General features: G+C 61.4%; 24 protein-coding genes. 7 read left to right on the top strand and 17 right to left on the bottom strand.

Features of this window, described 5'->3' with window-relative positions; translation table 11 throughout:
* Positions 1-188: 188 nt before the first annotated feature.
* The 4 genes from ACVOLR_RS04060 (at position 189) to ACVOLR_RS04075 (ending at position 3,002) form a co-directional block, all read left to right on the top strand.
* A complete protein-coding gene (locus ACVOLR_RS04060) occupies positions 189-1,202 on the top strand; it encodes a class 1 fructose-bisphosphatase (RefSeq protein WP_481513387.1) in 1,014 nt (337 codons plus the stop codon).
* Between the two features lie 209 nt (positions 1,203-1,411).
* Positions 1,412-1,840: a nuclear transport factor 2 family protein gene (locus ACVOLR_RS04065; RefSeq protein WP_481535307.1), complete on the top strand. Its 429-nt coding sequence runs from the start codon at positions 1,412-1,414 to the stop codon at positions 1,838-1,840.
* On the top strand, positions 1,837-2,541 hold the full coding sequence (locus ACVOLR_RS04070) for a 2OG-Fe(II) oxygenase (protein WP_481535308.1): 705 nt from the start codon (positions 1,837-1,839) through the stop codon (positions 2,539-2,541). The genes ACVOLR_RS04065 and ACVOLR_RS04070 overlap by 4 nt, the downstream gene beginning before the upstream one ends.
* Positions 2,542-2,684: 143 nt before the next feature.
* On the top strand, positions 2,685-3,002 hold the full coding sequence (locus ACVOLR_RS04075) for a hypothetical protein (RefSeq protein ID WP_481535309.1): 318 nt from the start codon (positions 2,685-2,687) through the stop codon (positions 3,000-3,002).
* A gap of 14 nt (positions 3,003-3,016) precedes the next feature.
* Here ACVOLR_RS04075 and ACVOLR_RS04080 read toward each other — a convergent pair whose 3' ends face one another.
* From ACVOLR_RS04080 to ACVOLR_RS04105, 6 genes are all read right to left on the bottom strand, one after another.
* Positions 3,017-3,403 carry a hypothetical protein gene (locus tag ACVOLR_RS04080; RefSeq protein ID WP_481535310.1) on the bottom strand — a complete coding sequence of 129 codons (387 nt, stop codon included), beginning with the start codon at positions 3,401-3,403 and terminating at the stop codon, positions 3,017-3,019.
* A 235-nt stretch (positions 3,404-3,638) separates the two neighbouring features.
* Entirely contained in the window at positions 3,639-4,730 is a 1,092-nt protein-coding gene (locus ACVOLR_RS04085; RefSeq protein ID WP_481531777.1) for a PA0069 family radical SAM protein, read from the bottom strand.
* Positions 4,731-4,794: 64 nt separating this feature from the next.
* Positions 4,795-5,793 carry an HlyD family secretion protein gene (locus tag ACVOLR_RS04090; RefSeq protein ID WP_481535311.1) on the bottom strand — a complete coding sequence of 333 codons (999 nt, stop codon included), beginning with the start codon at positions 5,791-5,793 and terminating at the stop codon, positions 4,795-4,797.
* 10 nt (positions 5,794-5,803) lie between these two features.
* Positions 5,804-6,016, bottom strand: a complete 213-nt coding sequence (locus ACVOLR_RS04095) for a DUF1656 domain-containing protein (protein WP_481535312.1) — start codon at positions 6,014-6,016, stop codon at positions 5,804-5,806.
* Positions 6,006-8,186 carry an FUSC family protein gene (locus ACVOLR_RS04100; protein WP_481535313.1) on the bottom strand — a complete coding sequence of 727 codons (2,181 nt, stop codon included), beginning with the start codon at positions 8,184-8,186 and terminating at the stop codon, positions 6,006-6,008. The genes ACVOLR_RS04095 and ACVOLR_RS04100 overlap by 11 nt, the downstream gene beginning before the upstream one ends.
* Positions 8,183-8,698, bottom strand: coding sequence for a MarR family winged helix-turn-helix transcriptional regulator (locus ACVOLR_RS04105; RefSeq protein ID WP_481535314.1), 516 nt, complete (start codon positions 8,696-8,698; stop codon positions 8,183-8,185). Before ACVOLR_RS04105 ends, ACVOLR_RS04100 begins: the two co-directional genes overlap by 4 nt.
* A gap of 229 nt (positions 8,699-8,927) precedes the next feature.
* Between ACVOLR_RS04105 and cls the strand changes: the two genes are divergently transcribed.
* The 3 genes from cls to ACVOLR_RS04120 all read left to right on the top strand — a co-directional run bounded on the left by cls (position 8,928) and on the right by ACVOLR_RS04120 (position 11,647).
* Positions 8,928-10,388 (top strand): cardiolipin synthase, encoded by a 1,461-nt coding sequence (gene cls / locus ACVOLR_RS04110; RefSeq protein WP_481535315.1) that lies wholly within the window; start codon positions 8,928-8,930, stop codon positions 10,386-10,388.
* A gap of 180 nt (positions 10,389-10,568) precedes the next feature.
* Positions 10,569-10,883: a hypothetical protein gene (locus tag ACVOLR_RS04115; protein WP_481535316.1), complete on the top strand. Its 315-nt coding sequence runs from the start codon at positions 10,569-10,571 to the stop codon at positions 10,881-10,883.
* Entirely contained in the window at positions 10,880-11,647 is a 768-nt protein-coding gene (locus ACVOLR_RS04120) for a pyridoxine 5'-phosphate synthase (protein ID WP_481535317.1), read from the top strand. The genes ACVOLR_RS04115 and ACVOLR_RS04120 overlap by 4 nt, the downstream gene beginning before the upstream one ends.
* A 1,272-nt stretch (positions 11,648-12,919) precedes the next feature.
* On the opposite strand, the gene ACVOLR_RS04125 is transcribed toward ACVOLR_RS04120, so the two are convergent.
* The 11 genes from ACVOLR_RS04125 to dnaA all read right to left on the bottom strand — a co-directional run bounded on the left by ACVOLR_RS04125 (position 12,920) and on the right by dnaA (position 26,237).
* Positions 12,920-13,330, bottom strand: coding sequence for an ExbD/TolR family protein (locus ACVOLR_RS04125; protein ID WP_057636105.1), 411 nt, complete (start codon positions 13,328-13,330; stop codon positions 12,920-12,922).
* Between the two features lie 3 nt (positions 13,331-13,333).
* On the bottom strand, positions 13,334-13,762 hold the full coding sequence (locus ACVOLR_RS04130) for an ExbD/TolR family protein (protein ID WP_346497388.1): 429 nt from the start codon (positions 13,760-13,762) through the stop codon (positions 13,334-13,336).
* A gap of 47 nt (positions 13,763-13,809) precedes the next feature.
* The gene (exbB, locus tag ACVOLR_RS04135; RefSeq protein WP_057629874.1) at positions 13,810-14,553 is read right to left on the bottom strand and encodes a TonB-system energizer ExbB; all 744 of its coding nucleotides are present in this window, start codon (positions 14,551-14,553) and stop codon (positions 13,810-13,812) included.
* A gap of 86 nt (positions 14,554-14,639) precedes the next feature.
* The gene (locus ACVOLR_RS04140; RefSeq protein WP_481513398.1) at positions 14,640-15,311 is read right to left on the bottom strand and encodes an energy transducer TonB; all 672 of its coding nucleotides are present in this window, start codon (positions 15,309-15,311) and stop codon (positions 14,640-14,642) included.
* Between the two features lie 146 nt (positions 15,312-15,457).
* Positions 15,458-16,642, bottom strand: coding sequence for a tetratricopeptide repeat protein (locus tag ACVOLR_RS04145; protein WP_481535318.1), 1,185 nt, complete (start codon positions 16,640-16,642; stop codon positions 15,458-15,460).
* Between the two features lie 131 nt (positions 16,643-16,773).
* Positions 16,774-17,580 (bottom strand): M48 family metallopeptidase, encoded by an 807-nt coding sequence (locus ACVOLR_RS04150; protein ID WP_481535319.1) that lies wholly within the window; start codon positions 17,578-17,580, stop codon positions 16,774-16,776.
* Positions 17,581-17,651: 71 nt separating this feature from the next.
* Complete coding sequence (locus tag ACVOLR_RS04155; RefSeq protein ID WP_481535320.1) at positions 17,652-18,485, bottom strand: CPBP family intramembrane glutamic endopeptidase; 834 nt, start codon at positions 18,483-18,485, stop codon at positions 17,652-17,654.
* A gap of 72 nt (positions 18,486-18,557) precedes the next feature.
* A complete protein-coding gene (gene gyrB, locus ACVOLR_RS04160) occupies positions 18,558-21,017 on the bottom strand; it encodes a DNA topoisomerase (ATP-hydrolyzing) subunit B (RefSeq protein WP_481535321.1) in 2,460 nt (819 codons plus the stop codon).
* Positions 21,018-21,126: 109 nt separating this feature from the next.
* Positions 21,127-22,227 carry a DNA replication/repair protein RecF gene (gene recF / locus ACVOLR_RS04165; RefSeq protein ID WP_481535322.1) on the bottom strand — a complete coding sequence of 367 codons (1,101 nt, stop codon included), beginning with the start codon at positions 22,225-22,227 and terminating at the stop codon, positions 21,127-21,129.
* 1,213 nt (positions 22,228-23,440) lie between these two features.
* A complete protein-coding gene (gene dnaN / locus ACVOLR_RS04170) occupies positions 23,441-24,541 on the bottom strand; it encodes a DNA polymerase III subunit beta (RefSeq protein ID WP_057629944.1) in 1,101 nt (366 codons plus the stop codon).
* A 367-nt stretch (positions 24,542-24,908) separates the two neighbouring features.
* Positions 24,909-26,237 (bottom strand): chromosomal replication initiator protein DnaA, encoded by a 1,329-nt coding sequence (gene dnaA / locus ACVOLR_RS04175; RefSeq protein WP_481531792.1) that lies wholly within the window; start codon positions 26,235-26,237, stop codon positions 24,909-24,911.
* Between the last annotated feature and the right edge of the window lie 238 nt (positions 26,238-26,475).

The raw sequence follows: 26,475 nt of genomic DNA on the forward strand, positions 1-26,475 counted from the left end.
ACGTTTGTGGATAAGCCTCTTACGCCCGTCATGACGGGGCCTTTTCTCGCCATGGCAACTACGCGACGCTCCGGCTGGCAATCGCTGTCCAGATTTGTCCACAGGAAGACAAAGTCTGGCCACGGCTCGCTAAAAGCGGAGCCAGCCGCGACAATAGCGCCCCTTTCGTCTGAAGGTAGTTGCCGTCCATGTCCCGTACGTCGCTGACCCGTTTCCTGATCGAAGAACAGCATGCCAAGCGCATCAACGCCGACCTGCGCCAGTTGGTGGCCGTGGTGGCCCGCGCCTGCACCAGCATCTCGATCGCCGTCAGCAAGGGCGCCCTGGGCGGCGTGCTGGGCGATGCCGGCACCGGCAACGTGCAGGGTGAGGCACAGAAGAAGCTCGACGTGATCTCCAACGAGATCCTGCTTGAAGCCAATGCCTGGGGTGGCCACCTGGCCGCCTGCGCCTCCGAGGAAATGGACCACAGCCAGCCGGTGCCGTCGGAATACCCGCTGGGCGACTTCCTGCTGCTGTTTGATCCGCTGGACGGCAGCTCCAACATCGATGTGAACGTCTCGGTCGGCACCATCTTCTCGGTGCTGCGCTCGCCCAAGGGTGTGGATAAGCCGGGCGACGAGCACTTCCTGCAGCCGGGCACCCAGCAGGTCGCCGCCGGTTACTGCATCTACGGGCCCAGCACCATGTTGGTCCTGACCGTGGGCCATGGCACCCACGCCTTCACCCTGGACCGCGAAACCGGTGAGTTCGTGCTGACCCAGCGCGGCATGCAGGTGCCGGCGGACACCAAGGAATTCGCCATCAACATGTCCAACCAGCGCCACTGGGAAGCGCCTATGCAGGGCTATGTGGCTGACCTGCTGGCCGGCAAGGACGGCGTGCGCAGCAAGGACTTCAACATGCGCTGGATCGCCTCGATGGTGGCCGACGTGCATCGCATCCTGACCCGCGGCGGCATCTTCATCTACCCGTGGGACAAGAAGGACCCGTCCAAGGCCGGCAAGCTGCGCCTGATGTACGAAGCCAATCCCATGTCGCTGCTTGTCGAACAGGCCGGCGGCGCCGCCACCGATGGCCGCGAGCGCATCCTCGACATCGCCCCGACCCAGCTGCACCAGCGCGTACCGGTGTTCCTCGGCTCGAAGAACGAAGTAGCCGAAGCCACCCGCTACCACCGCGAGCACGACCTGCAGGGCTGAGCCGCGCTTCACCGGTAGTGCCGAGCCATGCTCGGCAGGGGCATTACCGATAACCCTCCTGTAGTGCCGAGCCATGCTCGGCAGAGGCACTACCGGTACAGCCCCACAGCTGGGCATTGATTGGAAAGCCTCTGCCGAGCATGGCTCGGCACTACCCATGCAGGGCGGTTCACGCCACCATCGGCGGTAGCTCTCCGGAGATACCGTCGATGCGCAGACTGATTCTGCTGTTGTTACTGCTTCCCAGCTGGGCCTGGGCACAAACACCGGCAACGCTGGAACAGGCCGATACGGCGTGGAACCAGCTGCGTCTGCAGGGCGATGCCAAAGCACTCGCGCCCTTGCTGGCCGAAGACTGGCTGCTCACCCATTCCGACGGCCGTGTACAACACAAGGCCGACTATCTACACGAGCTGACTACGCGTCAGCGCCGTAACACCCGCATCGACAACGAAGACGTACAGGTCCGCCTGCATGGCGACACCGCGGTGATCACCGGCACCAGCGTGCAAGCCGCCATCAGTGACGGCAAACCCTGGGAAGGCAGGTTCCGCTTCACCCGCGTCTGGCTGCTGCGCGACGGCCAATGGCAGATGCTGGCCTCGCACTCCTCACGGCTGGCAGAGGCCACGCAATGAGCGTGCCCGACTTCATCGAGGTCTACGACAACGCCCTGTCCGCCGCCGATTGCGCCGCCATCGTCGAACGTCTGCGCCACAGCACCCAGCTCAAACCAGGCCAGGTCGGCAGCGGCGTGTTCCCCGAACTCAAACGCAGCCACGACCTGCGCATCAGCGGTAACGAGGGCTGGCGCGATGTCGAGCAGCGCCTGCAGCACGCGGTGTTCAACGGCATGCTGCATTACCTGCGGCGTTATCCACAGGTTCTGATTTCACCGTTGATGCTGCAGGTACCCGATGCGCAAGGCCAAGCGCGACGACTGGGCGCAGATGATTTCCAGGGTATGGACGATGCCGCGCTATCCGAACTCGCGCGCACCTGCCTGCGCCCCGGCGCGATCAACCTGCAGTGGTATACGGCGGGCGAGGGAGGCTACCCCTATTGGCACTGCGAATTGTTCCCGCGTGATCCTGGTGGCGAAACCCTGCACCGGCACCTGCTGTGGACGCTGTACCTCAATGACGGCTTCGAGGATGGCGAGACCGAGTTCCTTTTTCAGCAGCGAAAGGTGGTGCCGCGTACTGGCAGCCTGTTGATCGCACCGACGGCGTTCACACACACCCATCGCGGCAATCGGCCGCAGGGTGGGGATAAGTTCATTGCGACGAGTTGGATATTGTTCCAATCGGCACAGCGCTTGTATGGAGAGGGAAGCTAGTTCCAATTGTTCTCGCGGAAAGCTCGTTCCTGGGTAGAGCGGAGCCAAGCTCCGCTGGGGCTCTACCGGTAGAGCCTCTACCGAGCATGGCTCGGCACTACAGAGACTGTTGCAACCGTGCATCATCAAAGGGGTACCCACCAATGAAATGGCTTGCGTTCTTTGCGCTGCTGGTAGTTGTGCTCAATTTGATAGCGAGCTTCTTCATCCTCCGCATCAAAGATCAAACCAGTACGCAACGTCTGCTCCAGATCGCTCTGGTCTGGCTGTTACCAGTCATCGGTGCGGTGCTCTGTCTGACATTTGCCACATCCTTGCTGCCTGCCGCTGCACGCGGCCAGGCAACTGATGCCGGCATGATGGTTGGCGACATCCCTGGCCATCCCATCGTTAATGGAAGCAATTGCGGTAGTGCAGTGCCCTGCGACGACGGTGGTGGTGGAGATGGCGGCGGGGATTGATAGATCTGCTTGTCTCATACCTCGTCGTAGCAGAGATCATCCGGATCAACGCCAACATGATCTGGCGGAGGCAGCTCCAGCAGGCGTACTCCCACAATCTCTTTCCTCCCCAACAGCAATGCCTTGGCCACGCGATGCATGCCATCCATCACACGCCCCTGAGGACAGAGAATGATTGGATACTTCAGGTCCGCGGCTTCAACCAGTTGCATGTGCTCGATCACCTGCCTGCATGTCGGGGGCGGTGAATCGGCGCCCCACCAATAGGCTTCGTCCAGTTCCGCGACCGCTGATAGTGCAATGTAGGAAACGGGAAGGTCACGGCTCAGTGCGATCAAATGATGCACGTCCCAGGCCAACAAACCTGACTCGCTCTGACGAAAGTGGTATTGCCTGCGCATGGTTTCTTGACCAACGAAATTCAGGCGACAGCGTAACGCACTACCTGTAAAGCGGAGCCAGGCGCGGCTGTGACTTTGTCTCCACCGCCTGGGGGGAGGGGGTTATGCGGTGATGGTTACAATTTTTCCGCCATGTGTTTCCCGAAATGTTGTTTGTTTGCGGATTCGCGGCTTTGGCGGCTCCCACAACCGACGCCGCGCGCTGCCGAGCATCGCTCGGCACTACAGGTGGGGCTTAGAACAACTCGCCTTGCAGTGATGGCTTCTTCGGTGGCAGCGGGGCGATGAACTTGCTGCAGTCCAGCCACGGCCATTGCTGGCGCGATGCGTTGAAGCCGAGGCGTTTGCTGGCCAGCTTGAAGCGGTTTGCAAGCAGGTCCGCATAGACGCCGTCGCCACGCATGCGCTTGCCGAACTGGCTGTCGTAGTCCTTGCCACCGCGCAGCTGGTTGATGGTGCTCATCACGTGCTCCGCGCGCTGTGGGTAATGCGCATCCAGCCAATCGCGGAACAGCGGTGCTACCTCGTAGGGAAGGCGCAGCAGCACGTAACCGGCGCTGCTGGCACCGGCATCGCGTGAGGCTTCCAGAACCGATTCCAGTTCAGCGTCGTTGATCCACGGAATCACTGGCGCCACCATCACGCCTACCGGGATGCCTGCATCACTCAACCTACGCATTGCACGCAGCCGTGCATGCGGTGCCGACGCACGCGGCTCGAGCTTGGCGGACAGATGCGGGTCCAGCGAGGTCACCGAGAAATGCACGCTGACCAGTTGCTGCTCTGCCAAGGGCGCGAGCAGATCCATGTCGCGCTCGACCAGTGCGTTCTTGGTGATCAGCGAGAACGGGTGTTTGGTCTCCTGCATCACCTCGATCAGCTGACGGGTGATGCCAAGCTTGCGTTCGATCGGTTGATAGGCGTCGGTGTTGATGCCCAGCGCGATCGGCTGCGGTACGTAGCCGGGCTTGGACAGCTCGCGCCGCAACACTTCAGCAGCATTGGTCTTGGCGAAGATCTTGGTTTCGAAATCCAGCCCCGGCGACAGGTTCAGATAGGCATGCGTCGGCCGCGCGAAACAGTACGAGCAACCGTGCTCACAGCCGCGATACGGATTGACCGATTGGCTGAAGCCCACGTCCGGTGAGTTATTGCGGCTGATGATGCTGCGCGCGGTTTCCGGGCGCACATCGGTGCGCAGCCTGGCGGCGGCGAATTCCTCGCTCTCATCGACCGCCCAGCCGTCATCGACGGCTTCGCTGGTCTGGGTTTCAAAACGGCCGGGCAGGTAGGTGCTGGCACCGCGGCCCTTGATCGGGGTAGGCATGCGCCTACCCTAACCCCGGCTTGTCGCAGGATCTGCGACAAGCCGTATTCACCTGACGCCTGCTTCAGCCGGCCTTGGGCTTGATCACCAAGGTGGCGCTCATCCCGGCGCTGAGCACGGCATCGGCCGGTACCGACTGCGGATCGATGCTGACCCGCACCGGCACGCGCTGTGCCAGCCGCACCCAGTTGAAGGTGGGTTCGACCTCGGCCAGCAGGTTGCTGCTGGTCGGGCCGGCTGCATCGGCAATACCGGTAGCGATGCCTTCGACCTTGCCCTGCAGGTGTAGGCCACCGGCCATCAGGCGGATATCCACAGCATCGCCGCGATGGATCTTGGGCAGCTTGGTTTCCTCGAAGTAGCCATAGACCCACATGCCTTCGCTGGCGACCAGCGCCATTCGCGCCTGGCCGGCGGCGGCGTAGTCGCCCACACGTACGTCCAGGTTGGTGATGGTGCCATCGGCGCTGGCACGTACTTCGGTGCGTGCCAGCTCCAGCTGGGCCTGCTGCAGGATGACGCGCGCCTGTTGCAGGGCGGCGCTGGCCTGCTGACTGCCGGCGCTGGCGGCATGCGCGCTGGCCTGTGCCTGCTTCCAGCTGGCCTGTGCGGCTTGCGCCACGGCGCGGGCATCGGCCTGCGATTCGCGCGAGACGATACCGTCGAGCTGGGCGCGACGCTGGGCCTGCTCCTGGCGCATATGAAACTCGGCCTGGCTGGCGCTGGCACCGGCACTTGCCGCCGAGATCGAGGCGCCGGCAGCGCGCGCAGCGGCTTCGGCGGCCTGCAGATCGGCTTCGGCCTTGGCTACCGCCAGTGCATAGCGGTCGCGGTCGATGACGAACAGCAGCTCGCCTTGCTTGACCAGCTGGTTGTCGTGCACGGCCACTTCGGTGACCAGGCCGGACACATCCGGCGCAATGCGCACCACCTCGGCACGCAGGCGCGCATCGCGCGTCCAAGGGCTAAGCATGTATTGGTGCCAGACCACATAGGCAAGCACTGCGGCCAGCAGCACTACCACTGTAGTGACACCGCCTCGTATCAGGCTGGCGGTTTTCATCGGTACATCCTCAATCAGAAAAGTGCGGCAGGAACAACAACAAGGCCGTGCAATAGATGCTGGCGAACAAGGCGACGCGCACCAGCGAGGGGTGCAGCGCGTGGCGGTACAGGCCAACCCGGCCCAGTCCGTAATCCAGCAGGCCGAACACCGGCAGCAACAGCACCACCAGCACCAGCGAGCCGGGGAAATAGATATCGCCGATGGATACTTCAAACGGCATGGCGGGCCTCCTTCAGGCGTTGCTGGCGGCGGGAGCGCTGCACATAGGCGGCCAGCACCGAGGCGCTGTCGTCCAAGCTCATCTGCAGCAGGTAAAGGTGATCGCGCACGGCGCGCAGCGCCTGCGGTTGCGGGCCGGTCAGCTCACTCAGCGCGGCCTGCACGCTGGCCTTGGCATCGCGCAGGGTGCGGGCCTGCGGTTCGCGGTAAAGCTGCCCGAGCAGTGCCAGCGCCTGTTCGATCTGTGCGTGCAGCGTGGCTGGCAGCTGTTGCTCGGCAAGGTCATGGCGCAGATCGATCGCGCAATGGCCGGCTTCGTGCACCAGCAAGGCCCACTCGAACAACTGCCGTGACGGCCGGCTGCCCGGCGCGGTGCGGCTGGCTACCTGTTGGAACAGTTCGCGGCTGACGCTTTCAAACTTCGGCAGCAACCCGGGCAGCGGCGCGCTTACCGCCAGCTGCACCTGCGCACGCAGGCGCTCCAGCAGGCGCCGCTGGCGTTGCTTGCTGCCGGGCAGGCCCGGCACCAGCATGAACACGCCGGTTGCGATGAAGGCGCCGACGGCCAGCGTCAACGAGTTGTCCAGATAGGTCTGCGCGCTGGGATGGAAATGCGGGCCCATGTTCCACGAGACCAGGATGCCGACGTTCAACGCCAAACCGGTCACCGCGAAGCGCGGCCGGGTGGAGATGTACAGCGAAGCGATCATCGACGGCAGGGTCAGCAGAACCAGCATCGGGAAGTCCGATCCCAAAGCCATGGCGATGAAGCCGGGTACCGCGAAGAATGGCGCTATGACGTGGCCAATAGTGGCCCGACGCACTACCCACAATGGATCCGGCGCGGCCGAGGACATCGCCACCAGCGCGGCCATGCCGAATACCGCCAGACCACCCTGGTTCCAGCTACTGCTCAACCACAGCAGCGACAGGGCCAGCATCACCACGAAGCAGCGCACCGCGGCCAAGGCAATCGCATACCAGTCATTGGCGCGGGTAAAGCGCACCTTGCTCAAGCGCGGCGCACGGGCACGCAGGCGGCCGGTGCCGGTTTCCATCCGCGCCTTGGCGCCGAGATAGGCCTGCAGCTCTTCGGCGAAACGACGCACCAACAATGCACTGGCATCAAAGCCCGCCCGCTGCGCCTCCGGCAGCGCACGGCGTTCGCGGGCGAACACGCCATCAAGTTGCTCGCACCAGTACCGCAATGCTTTGGCCAGGGCAGGGACGTCATCACGCAGCGTGCTGTCGTCCAGCAGCTGCGACAGTGGCTTCAGGCTTGCCCGTATCGCCGCGACCAGGGCTTCGTCCTTGCTGCGATGCAGGCGATCGATATGGTGGTGCAGCGCTTGGAAGCGCGAGGTGGCCGCCATGAAATGCTGGTTGATCAGCTTCAGCTGGCCGTTGTTGCTGCGCAGGATCGGGTCGTCGAAGTAGGCCGTGGCCCGCAGGTCCTCGAAGTTGATCGCGCCTTGCACCACCCGGCTCTGGGTGCGCTCGATCACTTCAAAGCCGTGCAGGCGGCCGCCGATCGCATCGGCGACAAAGCCCAGGAAGTCATTGAGGTTGCCGTCATCGGCCGCGCGCAGGCCGGCACGCAAGCGGTTGGGCCACAGCACGTCGAACACCACGCTGGTCACCGCCATGCCGAGCAGCACTTCACCGGTGCGCTCCAGCGCGCTGTTGAGGATGTTCTGCGGGTGGTTGAGCACCGGGAACACGATCATCGCCACGGTGTAGCCGGACAGCACGAAACCGTACGAGGCCATGCCACGGCTCCATACTGAGCCGCCGGCACAGAAACCGGCCCATAGCGCCATCACCGTCACCAAGGCGACCGGGCTTTGTGGGAACAGCGACACCATCAGCACCGCCATCGCGCAGCCCACCACAGTGCCGACGCCGCGATAGAACGCTTTGGCCAGCACCATGCCGGTGTTGCGGTTCATCACCACCAGCACGGTGATCATCGCGGTGCCGGGCGAGCTCATGCCCAGCCGCATCGCGATCCAGCCGGACAAGTACAAGGCCACCAGCACCTTGCCGATGTAGGCCCACACCGCGCGTTCGCCGCTCATGGCCTGGGCGAAAGTGTGTAGCCAGGGGTTGGCGGACTTGGTACCAGGGGACTGCTGCGCGCCCGGCGCGTACTCAGCCGGTCGGGTACTCATGGCTGTTGTTCCAGGCCCATCAGGATGCGGGTCAGCACGGTTTCGGTGTGGCGCAGTTCCGCCGGCTCGACGCCGCTGAAGAAGTGTTGCAGCTGCTTGATCACCGCCGGCATCACCTGCTCGATCAGCTGCTCGCCGGCCGGGCTCAAACGCACCACCAACTTGCGCCGGTCCTCGGCGCTGGCTTCACGGCTGACCAGCTGCTTGGCCAGCAACTGGTCGATCAGGCGGGTGACGTTGGAGGACTTCTCGCTGGCGGCCTCGCTGATCTCCGACGGGCTCAGGCCCTGCTCGGAGCCGTCCAGCATCATCAGTACGTTGTACTCCGGATGGGAGATTCCGTAGTCACGCATCAGCTGGTTGCCGTGGTCGCAGAACAGCTTGTGCACCAGCTTGATCAGCCGCGCCAGCATGGCCTGGTCGCGCGGGAAACCGGGGTGGCGGGCGCTGCTGATCGCCAGCTTCTGGTCGATGCTGGCGTAGCCGCCGGCGGCGGGGATGGGTTTGTCCATCCCGGTATATTACATTTATGTATTAAATGATGCAATGCACAAACTGAAGCTCGCCTTTGTGGGAACGGCGTAAGCCGCGAAACTGACAATCCCGCCGCGCAAAGCGCATACCCGATTCCATGGCCGCCGAGCGCTTTCGCCGCCGGATCCAGCAGTGGCTTCGCGGCTGACACCGCTCCCACAAAAACAGGCGGCCCCTGCCGTCATCGGCGATGGCTAGAATCGGCGAATGCGCGAAGCCCTCCAAGACCTGTGGACAAGTCTGTCCAGCATTCCCCACGTCGCCCAGATCCTGGCCGTCGCCTACATCAGTTATCTGCTGGTGCTGGCCTGCTACATCGTGCTGCAAAAGCGCGAGCCGGTCGCCACGCTGAGCTGGATCCTGTCGCTGGCAGCGCTGCCGTATATCGGTCTGTTCGTGTTCTACCTGTTCGGGCCGCAGAAGATCGTGCGCCAGCGCCTGCGTCGTGGCCGTTCGCGCGAAGGCATGAGCACCTATGATGCGGTGTGTCCGCCCGATGCCAATTGCACCGAGCTGGCGCGGGTAGGGCAGGCCACCACTGGGCTGTCGCCGAGCACCGCCACCGATGTCGACTGGTTGCTGGATGGGGCGGCGACCTATGCCGCCATCATCGACGCGATCGGCAAGGCGCGCCGTCACGTCAATCTGGAGTACTACATCTTCGAGCCGGACCACGCCGGCACCGCCATGCGCGATGCGCTGGTGGAACGCGCCCGCGCCGGCATCAAGGTCCGGTTGCTGCTGGATGCGGTGGGTTCGTCGAAAGTCGGCAGGAAGTTCCTGCGACCACTGCTCGAAGCCGGCGCCGAAGTGTCCTGGTTCCACCCGCGCCAGCTGCTCAAGCCGCTGAAGCGGCCGTGGCTGAACATGCGCACCCACCGCAAGCTGGTGGTGGTCGATGGCGAGATGGCCTTCACCGGCGGCATCAACGTCACCGACGAGGAAGACGACAGCCGCAATCCAAATGCCTACCGCGACCTGCATATGCGCATCCGCGGGCAAGTTGTCCACAGCCTGCAGTTGGTGTTCCTGGAAGACTGGATCTATGCAACCGAGCAGGGCCCGGAGCTGTTCGAGCGCGAGGATCTGTTCCCCGCCGAAGTGCCAAGCCGCGCGCAGGGCAGCATCGATGCACAAGTGCTGGTGTCCGGCCCGGATTCGGCCTGGGAGCCGATTCATCGCCTGCATGTGGCCGCCATCCAGGAGGCCAAGCGCCGGGTCTGGCTGGTGACGCCGTATTTCGTGCCTGGCGAGGCCGCGCGCATGGCGCTGACCTCGGCCGCTCTCGGTGGCCTGGATGTGCGCCTGATGGTTCCGAAACAAAGCGATTCCAGATTCGTGACCCTGGCCGCGCGCTCCTATTTCGATGAGCTGCTGGAGGCCGGCGTGCGCATCTTCGAGTACGGCCCGCGCATGCTGCACAGCAAGGCCTTCATCGCCGATGAGGACACCTGCATCGTCGGCACCGCCAACTTCGATCACCGCAGCTTCCGGCTCAATTTCGAGTTGTCGATGATGTACACCGACCACAAGCTCACCGGTGAACTGGAAGCCATCCTGCGGGCTGAGTTTGACAGCGCCGAGGAGGTGCAGCTTGTTCGCGACCGCTCGCTGTGGCGCAAGCGACTGCCGGAAGCGTTCGCGCGGCTGGCTTCACCGCTGCTATAGGGCAGGGGGCGGCAGGCCAGCGGTCCGCAATGGTTTGATTCCGACCGCGGTGCCCAGAACAAAGTCCGCTTGTTTCGCTGAACCTACCGGTCGTCTGGTACAGCGCACAAACCCCTGCCCATGCATGGAATCGGCGCTACCAGCGCCGTTACACTGCACGCCTCTGATAGGGAGATCGTCATGTACTGGCTGTTTCTATTGCTCGCGCTTGGCGCGTTCCTGCTTGCCATCTCGACCACTCACAGCTGGCTGCTGGTGCTGGCCCTGTTGGCTGCGTTGGTGTTTCTGCTGCTGTGGGTGAAGGGACTGTACGTGGCCCGCTTTGGTGGCGTGAGCTCAGTACCACGTCCGCTGCATGCGGCTGAACTGCAGGCGCTGCGCGCGCAGCTGCAGCCCAAGGCTGACCCTGCCGCTGCCGCAGCGGTCACTCCGACTATGCAGACGCCCGCAAGTCCCTCGGCTGCTACCGGCGACCGCGAGCTGCCACAGCCATGACTGTGCTCAGCGTCAACGTCAACAAGATTGCGGTGCTGCGCAATTCGCGCGGAGGCAATGATCCAGATGTGGTGCGGGCGGCGATGACCTGCCTGCGCGCGGGCGCGCATGGCATCACCGTGCACCCGCGCCCGGACCAGCGCCATATCCGCGCTGCTGACGTGCTGCTTCTGTCTGCGCTCACCCAGCAGCATGGGGTGGAGTTCAATATCGAAGGAAATCCGTTCGCACCGGCACGCGAGGGTTACCCCGGCCTGCTTGAGCTGTGCGAGCAGACCCGCCCGGCCCAGGCCACGCTGGTACCCGATAGCGATGGCCAGCTCACCTCCGATCACGGTTTCGACTTCGGCCGTGATGGCGAGCGCCTGCGGCCGTTGATCGCCACACTGAAGTCCTATGGGTGCCGGGTCAGTCTGTTCGTGGATGCCGGCAATCCCGACATCGCCCAGGCAGCCGTGCTCGGTGCCGATCGCGTCGAGTTATACACAGGACCCTACGCCGAGGCGCAGGCGGCGGGGGACCCTTGGCAGTCGCTGGCGCTGTTTGCCGACGCCGCCCGCCGTGCACAGGCGGCAGGCTTGGGCGTCAACGCCGGCCATGACCTGTCACAGGCCAATCTGGCTGCGTTCCTGGCACACGTCCCCAACGTGCTGGAAGTCTCCATCGGCCACGCCTTGATCAGCGAAGCCCTGTATACCGGGCTGGAAGCAAGCGTGGCGGGCTATCTGGCAGCCATTGCCGAAGCTGAGAACCTGCAAGGTTAAGCCGGGCGACGGCTCGCCCCCGAGCGCAGTGGCTGAGAGCAGCCGCGCGCTGCTTATGGGCCAGCAGCTACACCGGCCCGTCTGGCGAAAGCGTCTGCAACGCGCAGAACCCGCTCTTGCAGAGGGCGGTGAAATTACATCCACACACTTATCCACATACGTTTCCACAGCGTTTCGTAGGGATATGCCTGAACCGCTCAGCGTTGTGGATAAGGTATTTGCGGTAGTTCGCCAGCAGCTCAAGGCTTGCTTCGTTGGCCACGGGTGCTTGCGGGCGACGGGCTTATCCACAGGCAGGATCTGCATTTGAGCTGCTGCGGTACTACGTGTTGTAGCGGCCTTCCTCTATTGGCGCGCGCCGCTGCTGGTTGTCGCTGGATCAATCCATCTGCGCTGATAGGTGGTTTCCGCGACCCATAACACGGTTTCGAACTGCCGAATAAAATCGCTTAATAGACCGCTTAATCGGCCTATTTTCGTCTATATACGGATAAAGCAACCACGACTGGCACTCGCGAACCCTCGTTTGAGCACAGTAGTACCGCCGTCTTGGAAGACGTCTTTGGCCGGTGGGTACGCCCACGCAACTAGCGCCTGGCGCGTCATGGTTGCGCGGTATCGATATCAGCGACAGTAGTTATCCACATGACCCGCGCCAAAGGGTAGGGAGGGCTCAGCTGAGCGGAGAGCGCGTGTTTCGTCTGAGATATCCACAGCAAAGCCAGTACTCGACGCTGCCGCGGAATCAGAGGCGAAGCGTTGCCACGTGAATCCGTCGACAGTAATCCACAGGCTGATCCTGGTTTTTCCTGAGTCTTTCAATATCGCAAAGCTGTCCACAGGATGCTGTGGATAAGCAACTGCCGTGGATAAGACTCCAGCTACTATCCACTGCCAGAACCCTGTTGAAGAACTGCGCTGGATTGCCTTGGGCACTTATCAGCGCCAAGCAAGAATACGCGCAGCGCTGGGCAACAGATCCATGAGTTTCTGCATCTGATTTGGAAAAAGCCTCGGGAAAAAAGCCGTCCAGCCATTACACCGGCTCCGATCTACCCTTCCCCCGCACCGCAGCCCTTGCGCTGGCGCAAAGTGTTCGACGGACAGCAAACCGATGGTTTGCAAGCTGCCCCTATCACCCAGTAAACGGGGGAGGGGCTTGATCTGCTCGCTTGATGCTCTGTGCACACGGGCAAATCAGCAGCGCAAAAAAAACGCCCCCACAAGGAGGGCGTTTTCCAGTCGCGTCATGACTTGGTATTGCAGTATTGCTTACTGCACGAAGCCAATCTTCTTCATCTGAGCGTTCTTCGCCTGGGCCAAAATCTTGGCCATGACGTCGTACTCCGAATCCGGGCTTGCTTCGATGCGAAGTTCCGGCTGGTTGGTCGGATCCTTCTGTACTTCTTCTTCCATCTTCTGCTGCAGGTCGCCCACGTTCACCGGACTGTTGTTCCAGTAAACCTGGTTGCTGGCGTCGACGCGGAGGTCGATCGGCGGCGGCGGCTCACGCAGCTGCGGCGGCGGATTGATAACCCGCTGCGGCAGATCCACGGCGATCGGATACGTCATGATCGGCGCGGTAACGATGAAGATGATCAGCAGCACCAGCATCACGTCCACGAGGGGCGTGACGTTGATGTCGGCCATTGGGCCCTTGTTTCCACCACTACTGAATGCCATGCCTTATTGCCCCTGTTTGTCTTTGGTGGCAACAAAACCGACGTCCAGCATGCCCTGACCCTGCGCGATCTTGGTGACCTCGTTGATCACCTTCATCTTGGTGGTCTTGTCACCACGCAGATTCAGCGGCGGCTGGGGGGTCTGCTGTGCAGCGGTCGCGAAACGTGATTCCAAGGTCTCCTTGGAGACCTCTTCGTCGTTCCAGTAGAGCTTGCCGTCTTCCTTGACCGCCACCGTAATCGGATTCTTGCGATCTGGCGCAGTATCCGGGTTCTGGATCAGGTTGGCTTCCGGCAACTCCACCTTGACCTTATGGGACATCAGGGGAGCCGTGATGATGAAGATGATCAGCAGCACCAACATCACGTCCACGAGGGGAGTGACGTTGATCTCGGCCATTGGGCCGCTGCTGTTACCACTACTGAAAGCCATAACGGGCTCCGTCTATATCGTTGCGAAGACTTACTCGACGTACCGGATTAGCGAACGCGCGAACCGGTGGCGAAGAAGTCGTGCAGATCGTGAGCGAAGGTGTCGAACTTGCTGACAGTCGCGCTGTTGATCTTGCTGAAGAAGTTGAAGGCGAACACGGCCGGGATAGCCACGAACAGACCGATGGCGGTCATGATCAGTGCTTCACCCACCGGGCCGGCAACGGCGTCGATCGAGGCCGAACCGGTTGCACCGATCTTGATCAGCGCGCCGTAGATGCCCCACACGGTACCCAGCAGACCCACGAACGGAGCGGTTGCACCGACGGTGGCCAGCAGGATCATGCCGCCCTGCAACTTGTTGGATTCGCGGGTCACGGCCTGACGCAGGGCGCGGTCAACGAATTCCGAACGGCTCAGGGTTTCCGACGCACCAGCCTGCTGGTGGTGGGCAGCAGCCTGGGCTGCGTCCAGAGCGATCTTGGAGAACGGCTCCGAAGCCGGCTGCTCTTCCATGGCGCGGATGGCGTCCTGTGCGTTCGGGGCATCCCAGAACTGCGACGGCACGCGATCAGCTGCCGACTTCAGGCGAGCGGTACGGAAGATGTTGATGACGGTCCAGTACCAGGACATGGCCGACATGATCACCAGGGTCAACAGAACAACCCAGGAGACGGCGAAGTCGCCCGGCTTGGTGGTCATTTCGTGGATCAGATGCTCGAAGCCCATCTGCGAGAGAGCGTTGTTTGCGTTGCCCCCGGCAGCAGCGGCGATGAAAATTTCCTGCAGCATGACGCTTACCTTTGTTGTGTGTGGTGTTAAAGGGTATAGCTAATGTTGACCTGACCTGGTGGCGGCTATCAAAGCCGCCCCATGGATCAGCTCAGCGCAAAGTTGACCGGGACGCGGACGCGACCAGCTGCCTTCGATCCACCGCTCTGGGCGGGGTTGAACTTCCACTTACGCGCCGCTTCCATTGCAGCTCGGTCGAGGTCGCGGTTGCGGCTGGACTTCTCGACAGACACATTGGTGACGTTGCCGCTGGCATCGACATCAATGATCAGGATGACCTCGCCCTGGATACCGGCACGGAATGCAGCCGGCGGGTAACGCGGCGGGTTCATGGCCTTGGACGAGATGTCGACGCTGGCCTGGATATCAACCGGCGGTGACGGCGGAGCAGGCGGCGACGGCGGCGTGACCACGTCGGTCGGACGCGGTTCGGCCACATCGATCGGCGGTGCTTCCGGCGGCGGCGGCGTTGCGGTGGTTTTCGGCGGCGCCAGGTTCTTGACCGGCGGCGGCGGGGTGTCCTGCGGCGGCGGCGGCGGCGGCGGCGGCGGTGGCGGCGGCGGAGCGTCGACCAACGTCACCATGACGTTGCGTTCCTTCTCCGCAGCTGCCTTGGGGGCAACGGCCGGAATCAGGAGCATCATCAGGGCTGCGAGATGCAGTGCGATTACAAATGCGATACCCGCGATACGCGGCCAGCTCAGGCCCGTTTCTTTCTGGGTGTCATACCTGTGGTGAAAGACCAGTTGTTCCGTCATGCGCCAAGAACTCTTTAGTGGGGTCGGGGTGGTGGTGTGAAGCCACCCCTGATTCAGCGGTGCATGACACCGCAGGAACCTCCAAGCTTATACCAATCCTGACCAGCTGCGCATCAAAAATGCAGCCGTTCAGGCGTTATTCCTGCTTACTTCAGGTTGATGATTTTGTTTGCATCGGCTGGGTTTTTGATGCCCTTTGCCAGTGCGTCACGCGCGGCCTGCTTTGCTTCGGGGATACGGCCTTCCGCATGCAAAACACGGGCCAGATTCAGGTACGTTTCACCGTCCTTGGACAGCGGGGCCGCGTTCCTCCAGGCCTCGATCGCCTGCGGCACCTGCTCGGTGTAGTAGTACGACTGCGCCAGCGCCAGATAGGTCTGGTAGTCCGGCTTGAGGATGCCTTTGGAGATACCCTCGTTGATCACCGCAATGACTTCCCGTTCCTTGTTGTCGGTGTTGGCGTAGATCGAATACAACTGCTTGTAGTCGCGCTCTTCGGTGAGCTGTCCAGCAGCGCGCAGCTTGTCCATCACTGCGGCAGCCTTGTCCATCTGGTCGGCCTGCATGTACATGTTGGCCAGGTTGAGCTGAGCCTTCTTGTCGGCCGGGTTCTTGGCCGCCAATGCTTCGGCTTCCTTTATTGCCTCACCGGTCTGGCCGGCTTCGGAGTAGGAGGCCATCAGCAACTGGTTCCAGGTGTCCTTAGGCTCGGGCGAGGCGGCGATGGCCGCCTTCAGCACCGGGATGGCCTCGGCGTACTTTTCGCTCTGGTACAGCGCCTGACCCTTGACGATCAGTTCTTCCGGCTTGTTCGACTTCGACTCGGCAAAGTATTTGTCCAGGTTGGCAAGGCCTTCCGCAAGCTGATCATCCTGCAGCTGCAGCTGGGCCAGCATCAACATCGCCTGGAAGTGGCCGTTGTTGTCCAGCTGGTTCAGCGCGATGGCCTGCTGCAGGTACTGCTTGGCAGCGGCGTTGTCGTCAAGGTTGTAAGCACCCTGCGACGCCAGCTGGTTGGCGACGGCCTTGTCGTAATCGTTGGCATCCGGCGAGGCGAGGATTTCGTCGGCCAGGGTGCGGGTTTCCGCGAATTCCTGCTTGTTGTAAGCCGCGAACAGCTTGTTGAGCTTGCTGCCCATCTTCGAGGAGGCCTTGCCCTTGGGATCCACGCGGGTGGCTTCCGGGTACAGCACTTCAGCCTTGGCACTATCCTTGTTGCCACGACGCTCGGACGAGCGCGACTGCGCCGCAGCGTCAGCGACGACAACACCGCCCAATGCAGTGGCGATGAGGATGGAGAGCACGGCGTGCTTTTGGCTGCGGAAGATCATGTTTCACCTCGAAGGGGCCGCCATGGCGGTAGAAATTCAAACTGTCGGAACGGGACCGAGCACGCAAACGTATCAGAAATTATTTGACGGAGAAATCACTTCTGATGGTGTACTGCAGCATTTTCCTACAACTAACCACAGCGTGGGACTACACCGGAACGCCTAGCCTGCTGAAATACAGGCTCCAACGCAGGTGTATCACGTTGCAACTCACGGATACGATTGGCCGGGTCTGGGTGGGTGGAAAGCCACTGCGGGGAACGATTTCCGCTGGCTGCCATCATGTTCTGCCATAGATTCACCGCTTGTGAGGGGTCAAACCCGGCCTGTGCCATCAGCCTTTGTCCCACTACATCAGCCTCACTTTCCTGGGTGCGCGAACCGGGCAGCAGGATCAGGCCTTGCGCGCCCATTCCGCCGAACTGGTTGACCGCGCTGGCGGCAGTGTCGCCGTAGGCTGCGCCAGCCAGCGCGCCCAGAATGCCCAGCCCGACTTGGGTGCCTTGCTGGCGGGTCAGGCGCTCTTCGTGATGACGTGAAATCACGTGGCCAATTTCATGTCCGATCACCGCAGCCAACTGATCCTGATTCTTGGCCACCGTGAAGATGCCGGTATTTACGCCAACCTTGCCGCCGGGCAGGGCGAAGGCGTTGGGTTCCTTGTCGACGAACACGGCAGTTTCCCACCGTACGCCATGGTATTGCTGCGGCAACTGCGCCACCAAAGCGTTGACCACGCATTGCACGTAGGCGTTCTGTTTGGCATCGCGGTTGAGGGTCTGCTTGGCCTTGGTTTCCGCAAAGGCCTGCGCGCCGAGTTGATCCAGCTGCTGCTGGGAAACCCCGCCTACGACCTGGCGCCGCCCGGTTGGGGAGGTTGTGGTGGCGCAAGCGCTGAGCAACAGCGCGGCAACAACGGCTAGTCCAACAGCTTTCATCCGGGATCCCCCTCGTTCACGTCTGCAGTGTGCGAGTGTCTTGCTTAATTTTTCGTCAATCGCCGGCAGCTTTATTGCGTGCCGAACAGCACCATCGCTGCCAAGGCAACCGCGTTATTCAGCGCATGGGCAATTATCGCCGCCCATAACGTCCCGGTCTTGCGATAAACCCATGCAAAAGCCGCGCCCATGCCACCGTAAATCAACCACAGCTGCAGCATCGCCGGGAAGCTGTTGGGGCTGGTTCCAGGAATTTCATGTACCAGTGCAAACGCCATGCTGCTGAGTACGATGCCCAGCAAGGGACGGTTGGCGGCCCACAGGCGCCCGAACAGCACGCGACGGAACAATAATTCTTCGTAGGCAGGTGCCAGCACTACCGCGAACACGATCAGGAACACGGGGTATTGCGCCCACGCCTGCTGCATCAGCAGCAGGTTGGTTGGCACCGGCTCCACACCCATCTGCTTGGCAATCCAGCCAATAGCGCTGCTACCCAGAAAAACACCGGTGGCGACGAGTGCGATCCATCCCCAGGTCGACGCACGGCGTATGGCCTGATGCGACTGTGCACGTTCGGCCGGACTGGCGCGACGGCGCAGGAAGTACAGCAGCAGCGCCGCACCGCCGGTGGATACCAGTGCAATCAGCATCTGCGGCAAGGCACCTGGCGCGCCCAATGCGGTTGCCAGCTCTGCTGCTGCCGGAGTTGCGCCATCGCGCGCAGCCTGCATGCCAACCTCGACACCACGCCACAACGCCCAGGCCAAACCACCCAGCACACTCAGAAACAGCAGCGTGGCAATGCCGATCAACAGATCCAGGGCAAAGCCGAGCACCGGCGAACCTGGTTTGGACACGGACGGGGAAGACGAGGAGAGCGGTACGTTGGGAAGGGTGGACATCGCGGACCTGGGGCGTGGCTCGGATAGAAAGTGGGCGCCGTTGCCGGCGCCCACACTAGCGGTTGCGCTGGATCAGATATCCAGGTTGGTGACTTTCAGCGCATTGCTCTCGATGAAGTCACGACGCGGTTCCACCACATCGCCCATCAAGGTGCTGAAGATCTGGTCGGCTTCCACCGCATCTTCGATGCGGACCTGCAGCAAACGGCGGGTATCCGGATTGACCGTGGTATCCCAGAGCTGTTCCGGGTTCATTTCACCCAGGCCCTTGAAGCGCTGGATCATGCGGCCCTTCTTGGCCTCTTCCATCAACCAGGCCTGGGCCTGTGCGAAACCGGTGATTTCCGAAGACTTGTTGCCGCGGTTGATGGTGGCGCCTTCGCGCACCAGCCCGTGCAACAACTGCGATGCCATGTGCAGCTGACGCAGTTCGCCGGATTCAAATGCAGACAGCGGCAACACCTGGATGTGTTCCTCGCCCATGTGACGACGGGTAACCAACACTGCAGCCGGACGCTGCTCGTTCGGTTCCTGCAACTCCAAGGTGAAACGCGGCGTACCCAAGCTGCCTTGGTTCAGACGCTTGGCCAAGGCATCCAGGCCTTCGCCTTCGCCGGCACTGCGCAGATGCTCCAGGTCCATCGGGGTGAAATCGACCAACGCCTCCAGCAGACTGCGGTCATAACGGTGCGCGTTACGGTTGATGGTTTCCTGGGCCGCGGCGTAGGTCATCAGCAGCTTTTCCAGCGCAACACCTTCAATCGGCGGTTCGCCGATAGCAGGAATCAGTGCTGCATTCTCCACGGCGTTATTGGCCAGATAAGCATCCAGCGCCGGGTCATCCTTCAGGTACAACTCGGTCTTGCCCTGCTTGATCTTGTACAGCGGCGGCAGGCCGATATACACGTAACCGCGCTCGATCAATTCCGGCATCTGACGGTAGAAGAACGTCAACAGCAGCGTACGGATGTGCGCGCCGTCGACGTCGGCGTCGGTCATGATGATGATCTTGTGGTAACGCAGCTTGTCCGGGTTGTACTCGTCACGGCCAATACCGGTGCCCAGCGCGGTGATCAGCGTGCCGACCTGATCCGACGCCAACATGCGGTCAAAACGCGCACGTTCCACGTTGAGGATCTTGCCGCGCAGCGGCAGCACCGCCTGGTTTTTACGGTTGCGGCCCTGCTTGGCCGAGCCACCTGCCGAGTCACCCTCGACGATGAACAGTTCGGACAGCGCCGGATCTTTTTCCTGGCAATCGGCCAGCTTGCCCGGCAGACCGGCGATATCCAGTGCGCCCTTGCGGCGGGTCAGATCGCGGGCCTTGCGTGCGGCTTCGCGGGCACGGGCTGCATCGACGATCTTGCCGGCAATGGCCTTGGCTTCGTTTGGGTTTTCCTGCAGGAACTCTTCGAGCTTGGCGCCGAAGGTGCTTTCCACCGCCGGCTTGACGTCGGAACTGACCAGCTTTTCCTTGGTCTGGCTGGAGAAGCTCGGGTCCGGCACCTTCACCGACAACACCGCGATCATGCCTTCGCGCATGTCGTCGCCGGTGAAGCTGATCTTGGCCTGCTTGGCGATACCGCTCTGCTCGATGTAGTTGTTGAGCGTACGGGTCAACGCGGCACGGAAGCCAGCAAGGTGGGTGCCGCCGTCTTTCTGCGGAATGTTGTTGGTGAAGCAGTACATCGTTTCCTGGTAGGAATCGGTCCACTGCAACGCAACTTCGACCACGATGCCATTAGCTTCGCCGGTCACCGCGATCACATTCGGATGCAGCGGGGTCTTCACCTGCGCCAGATGTTCCACAAAGCTCTTGATACCGCCTTCGTAGCGGTAATCGTCGCGACGGCCTTCGCCGCGCTCGTCAACCAGGGTGATGTTGACACCGGAATTCAGGAACGACAGCTCGCGCAGGCGACGGGCCAGAATTTCGTAATGGAATTCGACGTTGTCGTGGAATGCCAATACCGACGGCCAGAAGCGCAGCACGGTACCGCGGCGATCACTGGCTTCCATCTGCTTCAGCGGAGTTACCGCAGCACCGTCAGCGTATTCCTGCTGATAGTGGAAACCGCCCTGGTAGATATCCAGCAACAGCTTCTGCGACAGCGCGTTGACCACACTGACGCCGACGCCGTGCAGGCCGCCAGAAACCTTGTAGCTGTTGTCGTCGAACTTGCCGCCGGCATGCAGGACCGTCATTACCACTTCGGCAGCGGAGACTTCGCGATCGAGCTTCTGGCTCATCTGCGCATGCTTGCCGACCGGAATACCGCGGCCGTTATCGGCCACCGATACCGAACCATCGGCATGGATGGTGACCAGCACGTTGTCGGCGTGACCGGCGAGGGCCTCGTCGATGGAGTTGTCGACAACCTCGAACACCATGTGGTGCAGGCCAGTGCCGTCATGGACGTCGCCGATGTACATACCGGGACGCTTGCGAACAGCCTCCAAGCCTTCCAATGCGGTGATGCTGTTGGCGTCGTAATTGCCGTTGTTGACCGGGGTGTTCTGTTCTTCGCTCATTGCGCTTGCCGTAGGCTCCGCAGGTCATGCGCCGTTCCGTGGAACGGGCATGAGAGATAGGGGATGACGTTCCGATTATACCTGCCGGGGGGATTTCCGCCCTGAAGGCTCAGCTCACGGCATTGATGGTGCCATGTTCCACGTGGAACACAGCTGCCGGCTGCAGTTCTGCTTCCAGTGCAGCCGGTGTTTCCGTTGCAGTAATGAAGATCTGCGCAGGCGTTGCCGACAGGTACTGCAGCACCCGCTGCTGGTGATTACGATCCAGCTCCGAACCGAGATCATCCAGCGCGATTACCGGCCATTCGCCGCGTTGGCTGGCGTAATCATCGGCCTGCCCCAACAAGCAGGCCAGTGCGGTGAGCTTGGCTTGCCCGCGCGATAGCGCATCACGGCCGGGAATCTGCGTGAAACCAACACTCCAGTCGGCCCGATGTGGTCCCACCGAGGTATAGCCAGCGCTACGGTCACGCTCACGGGCCAGCAACAAAGCATCGCCCAGCGACATTTCATGCCGGCGCCAGCCCGGCTGCAGTTCCAGGGCACTTAATTGCAGGCCCGGGGCAAGATCCGCAGCAATTGCGACCGCCCGATCCTGCAGCCGCTCCAGATAATGTTGGCGGCGAGAGGTGAGGGGAGTGCCAGCTTCGGCTAGCTCCCAATCCCAGGCATCCAGCTGTTTTCCGGGCGCGCCCATCTTCAACAAGGCATTCCGCTGCTTCAAAGCTCGCGTGTAGCGCCGCCACAGGGGAAGAAAGTCAGGTTCCACGTGGAACAATCCCCAATCGATGAAGCGGCGACGGGGTTCGCTGCCACCGCTGACCAAGGCATGGCTGCCCGGTTCGAAGGTAACAACCGCCAATGCGGCGCAGAGATTTCCCAACTGCGGCACATCTTCGCCGTCCAAACGGCCTTTCCAGGCCTGCCCACTGTGTCGCAGGCCTGCTCGACGCGTTGAAACGCCCAGTTCCGCGTCGCTGCGTTCCTGCCATTCGACAAAAACGTCCAGATTCTCAGCGCCTTTCTGCACCAGGCCATCGCGGACACGGCCTCGGAAGCTACGGCCATAGGCCATCAGGTGCAGGGCTTCGAGCACGCTGGTCTTGCCAGCGCCATTGGCGCCGGTAATCAGGTTTATGCCGGGGCGGGGAGCCAGTTCCACTGAATCGAACCGACGCACGCGGTTCAAGGCAACACGGACGATATGCATTGACGCTCGAAAGAAAGCACGACGCCAGCACGGGGGCCGTGGCTGGCCATGCGCAGCTTAAAGCATCCACCAAGTTCGAGCAGCCCGGTGAGCCGGCAAAGTGCTATCGACGATCCGGGGCCGATGGGTGCCACGTGGAACATCGCCTTATTTCTTCAAATCTGAGCAGTGCTGTGGATACCAGCGCTGCAGATTTCACGAAAACACGATCGTTTTCTGGCCATGTATAGGTCGGGGTACAAACCCTGTGCATAAGTGGGGCAATCTGTGGATAAGATTGACCTTTAGAGGCCCCCTCTACCTTATCCACAGATATCCACAGGCTTGAAGCCCAGTTTTACAGGGGGTTTCAATACCAATAAGGTTATGTAAAACAACTACTTAAGGTAGTTTTACATAAAATCTGCTCCTACCATCACCACCAAGCTTTTGATTTATTCTCAAATTTAAAGCATAGAGCTGAGAAAACCGGCAGCCAGAAAGGGCGAAAAGCCAGAGCTGTGAATCTTTGAATTCTGGGTACTGGGATCCAGCTGCAGGTTTCAGATTTCAAGAAATCCGAGGTCGATCTGAGCCGGTTGCCATGCCCGCCTCGGCAGCCCTTGGGAGCGGCTCCGGAATGGGGCTGATTTCTTAAATTCTGAGAGACCGGCCAGGGTCCCAGCTCCTGGATCGCGCTGATTTGGCTGCTCGCCTAGCTCTGCCTATCGGGCATGACGCTCTGAAACACCGAGAACGTTGAGCTGCTGATCTCTAACCTAGTTAGCCAACACGAAGGATCAGCGAAACCGTGCCTGGACATGGACGCTGATGCGGTAGGGCTGGGAAGAGGTTCTGTGGATCAAAGGCTTCCGGTAAGCGCCGAAGCGATCGGATCAGACAGGAATTCCAGTGCAGGGATCTCGATGTGCTTCGAAGGCAACGGCGAGGCCGATCGGCATGAATTGGAACCAGGTTTGGCGACTCTGCTGTCGGAATGGTTGCCGGCGACAGTAGCTGGAGGAAGCCGCGAGATTCGTCTCCGCCGGAGATCTGGCGCCCCTTCGCTGCTCCATCGGGGGAAGCAGGCGGGTAGGGCTGCCAAACATCCGGAAATCAGTGATTTCCAGGGTTTCGTCCTGGCTGTTCCACGTGGAACCTCAGCCAGAATCCAAGCCACAAAAAAGCCCGGCGCTAAGCCGGGCTTCTTCGTGTTCCACGTGGAACCTGCTGGTCAGAGACGCAGCGGCATCACCACGTGACGTGACTTCTCGCTGCTGGCTTCACGCACCAGTGCCGAGGAGTTGGAATCACGCAGCTGGATGACAACGTGCTCATCGCGCAGTGCCGACAGGGCATCGAGCAGGTAGTTCACGTTGAAGCCGATGGCCAGATCGCTGACCACCGTATCGGCCTCGATTTCTTCCTGAGCCTCTTCCTGCTCCGGGTTGTGCGCGCTGATCTTCAGCTGGCCCGGGGTAACTTCGACGCGAACGCCGCGGTACTTCTCGTTCGAGAGAATTGCCGCACGCTGCAGCGAAGCACGCAGGGTTTCGCGTTCAACTTTCACTTCGCGGTCGGCGCCGATCGGAATCACTGCTTCGTAATCCGGGAAACGGCCGTCGATCAGCTTCGAGGTGAAGGTGACATCGTCGCGCTTCATGCGTACGTGGCTACGGCCGACTTCCAGCTCAACCTCGCGCTCGCCGCCTTCCAGCAGACGCTGCAACTCGGTCACGCCCTTGCGCGGCACGATGATCTGACGCTTTGCGCCGTTATCGTTTTCCAGTGCGGTTTCGCACAGGGCCAGGCGGTGGCCGTCGGTTGCGACGCAGCGCAGGATGCTGTCGCGCAGGTCGAACAGCAGGCCGTTGAGGTAATAGCGCACGTCCTGCTGCGCCATTGCGAACGCAGTGCGCTCGATCAGCTCCTTCAACGCGGCTTCCGGTACGACTACACGCTCGGTGGCTTCAACTTCGTCAACCGATGGGAAGTCATTCGCCGGCAGGGTTGCCAGGGTGAAGCGGCTGCGTCCTGCCTGGACGGTGATCTTGTCGCCCGTCTGCGAAACCGTGATGCGGCTGCCGTCGGGCAGGGCACGGATGATTTCGAACAACTTACGCGCCGGGATCGTGGTTTCGCCGTCCTGGGCATCTTCGACCGCGATGCGGGAGACCATTTCGACTTCAAGGTCGGTGCCGGTCAGCGAAAGCTGGCCACCTTGAACCTGGACGAGGAAATTGGCCAGAACCGGCAGGGTCTGACGGCGTTCAACCACGTTGACGACTTGGGCCAACGGCTTGAGAAAGGCTTCGCGCTGCAGTGTGAAACGCATGTGGTTTCGTGCCCCTATGCTTTTAAAAGATGTGGATTAAATCAAAAGCTTGGTGGTGCTGGTAGAGCCAGATTTGGCTTAAAACACACCTAAGTGTTTGTTTTTAAATGTTTTATTGAAGCTGAAACCCATGTATTACTGACGCTGAGCAGGTGGGTGAACCTGTGGATAATTTTGACGCGGATTTGCCGACCAATTTTATCCACAACTTCTCCCAAGCCTGCCCCCGAATCATGCACCGTTTTGTGCGATGACGCCGCAGTGGCGTCGGTGCATCATTCGCTCCACTTACCGCCCAGACCCTGCTGCCCCAATGGTTTTCCCACCCGCTTCATTGATGAGCGTTTTCACAGGGCAGCGCCGGGGCTTACTCGCTGAGCTTGCGGATCAGCTTTTCCCAGTCTTCGCGCAGCTTGCCGTCGGTTTCCATCAACGTGCGGATCTGCCGGCAGGCGTGCAGCACCGTGGTGTGGTCGCGGCCGGCAAACGCATCGCCGATTTCCGGCAGGCTGTGTTCGGTCAGTTCCTTGGTCAGCGCCATGGCGACCTGACGCGGACGGGCCAGCGAACGGGTGCGCCGCTTGGACAACAGATCCTTGATCTGCAGGCCGTAGTAGTCGGCAACCGTTTTCTGGATGTTGGGAATGCTGATCGCCTGCTGCTGGGCACGCAGCAGATCGCGCAGGGTTTCCTGGGCAAACTCGGTGGTGATCGCACGGCCGGTGAAATTGGCGCGGGCGGTCAGCGTATTGAGCGCACCTTCCAGATCGCGCACGTTTGAGCGCATCTTCTTGGCAATCAGGAACGCCACGTCGTCCGGGATGTCGGCGCCGCGTTCGCGGGCCTTGGCCAGCACGATCGCAGCACGGGTTTCAAAGTCCGGCGGTTCGATTGCTACCGACAAACCCCAGGCCAGACGTGACTTCAGGCGAGCTTCCAGGCCTTCCACTTCGCGCGGATAGCGATCGCAGGTCAGGATGATCTGCTGCTTGCCATCAAACAACGCGTTGAAGGTGTGGAAAAACTCTTCCTGGGTGCGGTCTTTGCCGGCGAAGAACTGGATGTCATCGATCAGCAGCGCATCGACCTGCTGGAACTGGCGCTTGAACTGGTCCATGGACTTTTCCTGCAGCGCACGGATCATCGCGCTGAAGAACTGTTCCGAACGTAGATACAGCACCTTTGCCGCCGGGTTGGCCTGGCGCATGGCATTGCCAGCAGCCAGCATCAAGTGGGTTTTACCCAGGCCGGTGCCGCCGTACAGCAGCAAGGGGTTATGCGCACGATCACCCGGCTTTTGCGCCGCCTGGAATGCCGCCGCCAAACCCAGCTGGTTGCTGCGGCCTTCGACGAAATTGGTGAAGGTGTAGTGGGCGTCGAGGTTGCCGTTGAACGGCACCACCGGCGCGGCCGGCACATAACTGGCGCTCGGAGCGACCAGGGGGGCCGGTTCCGGCGCACGCGGACGCGAGCCGATTTCCAGGATCACCTCGCCGAAACCGGCGAAATGGGTCAGCAGTTCGCCGATGCGCGGCAGGTAGCGTTCGCGCACTTGGTCAACGATAAAGGCATTTGGCGCGTACAGCACAAGGCTGTCAGCGCGTTGGTCGGCCTGCAGCGGCTTCAACCAGGTGTGGACATCTTCGGGCGGGAATTCCGCCTCCAGACGTTCGAGACAACGTGTCCAGGCATCCATCAGCAAATAGTCGTCAAAGGCTTGCCAGCCGGGCGCAGAAAGCCGCCGGGCCACAGGCCGGAAGGGGGAAAGTGGATGGCCCAGACTACCACCGCAGGCCCGATGCGGGAATGCTTGTCCCGGATTTATTCACAGGCTCATCCACAAGATGTACACCGGCCTGTGGATAGCTTTGTCAAGCAAGACTTGACGTGACCCCGGTAGGGTCTATAGAATTTCCGGTTCTTTCCGTCCACTT

This window comes from Stenotrophomonas sp. STEN030, assembly GCF_056759995.1.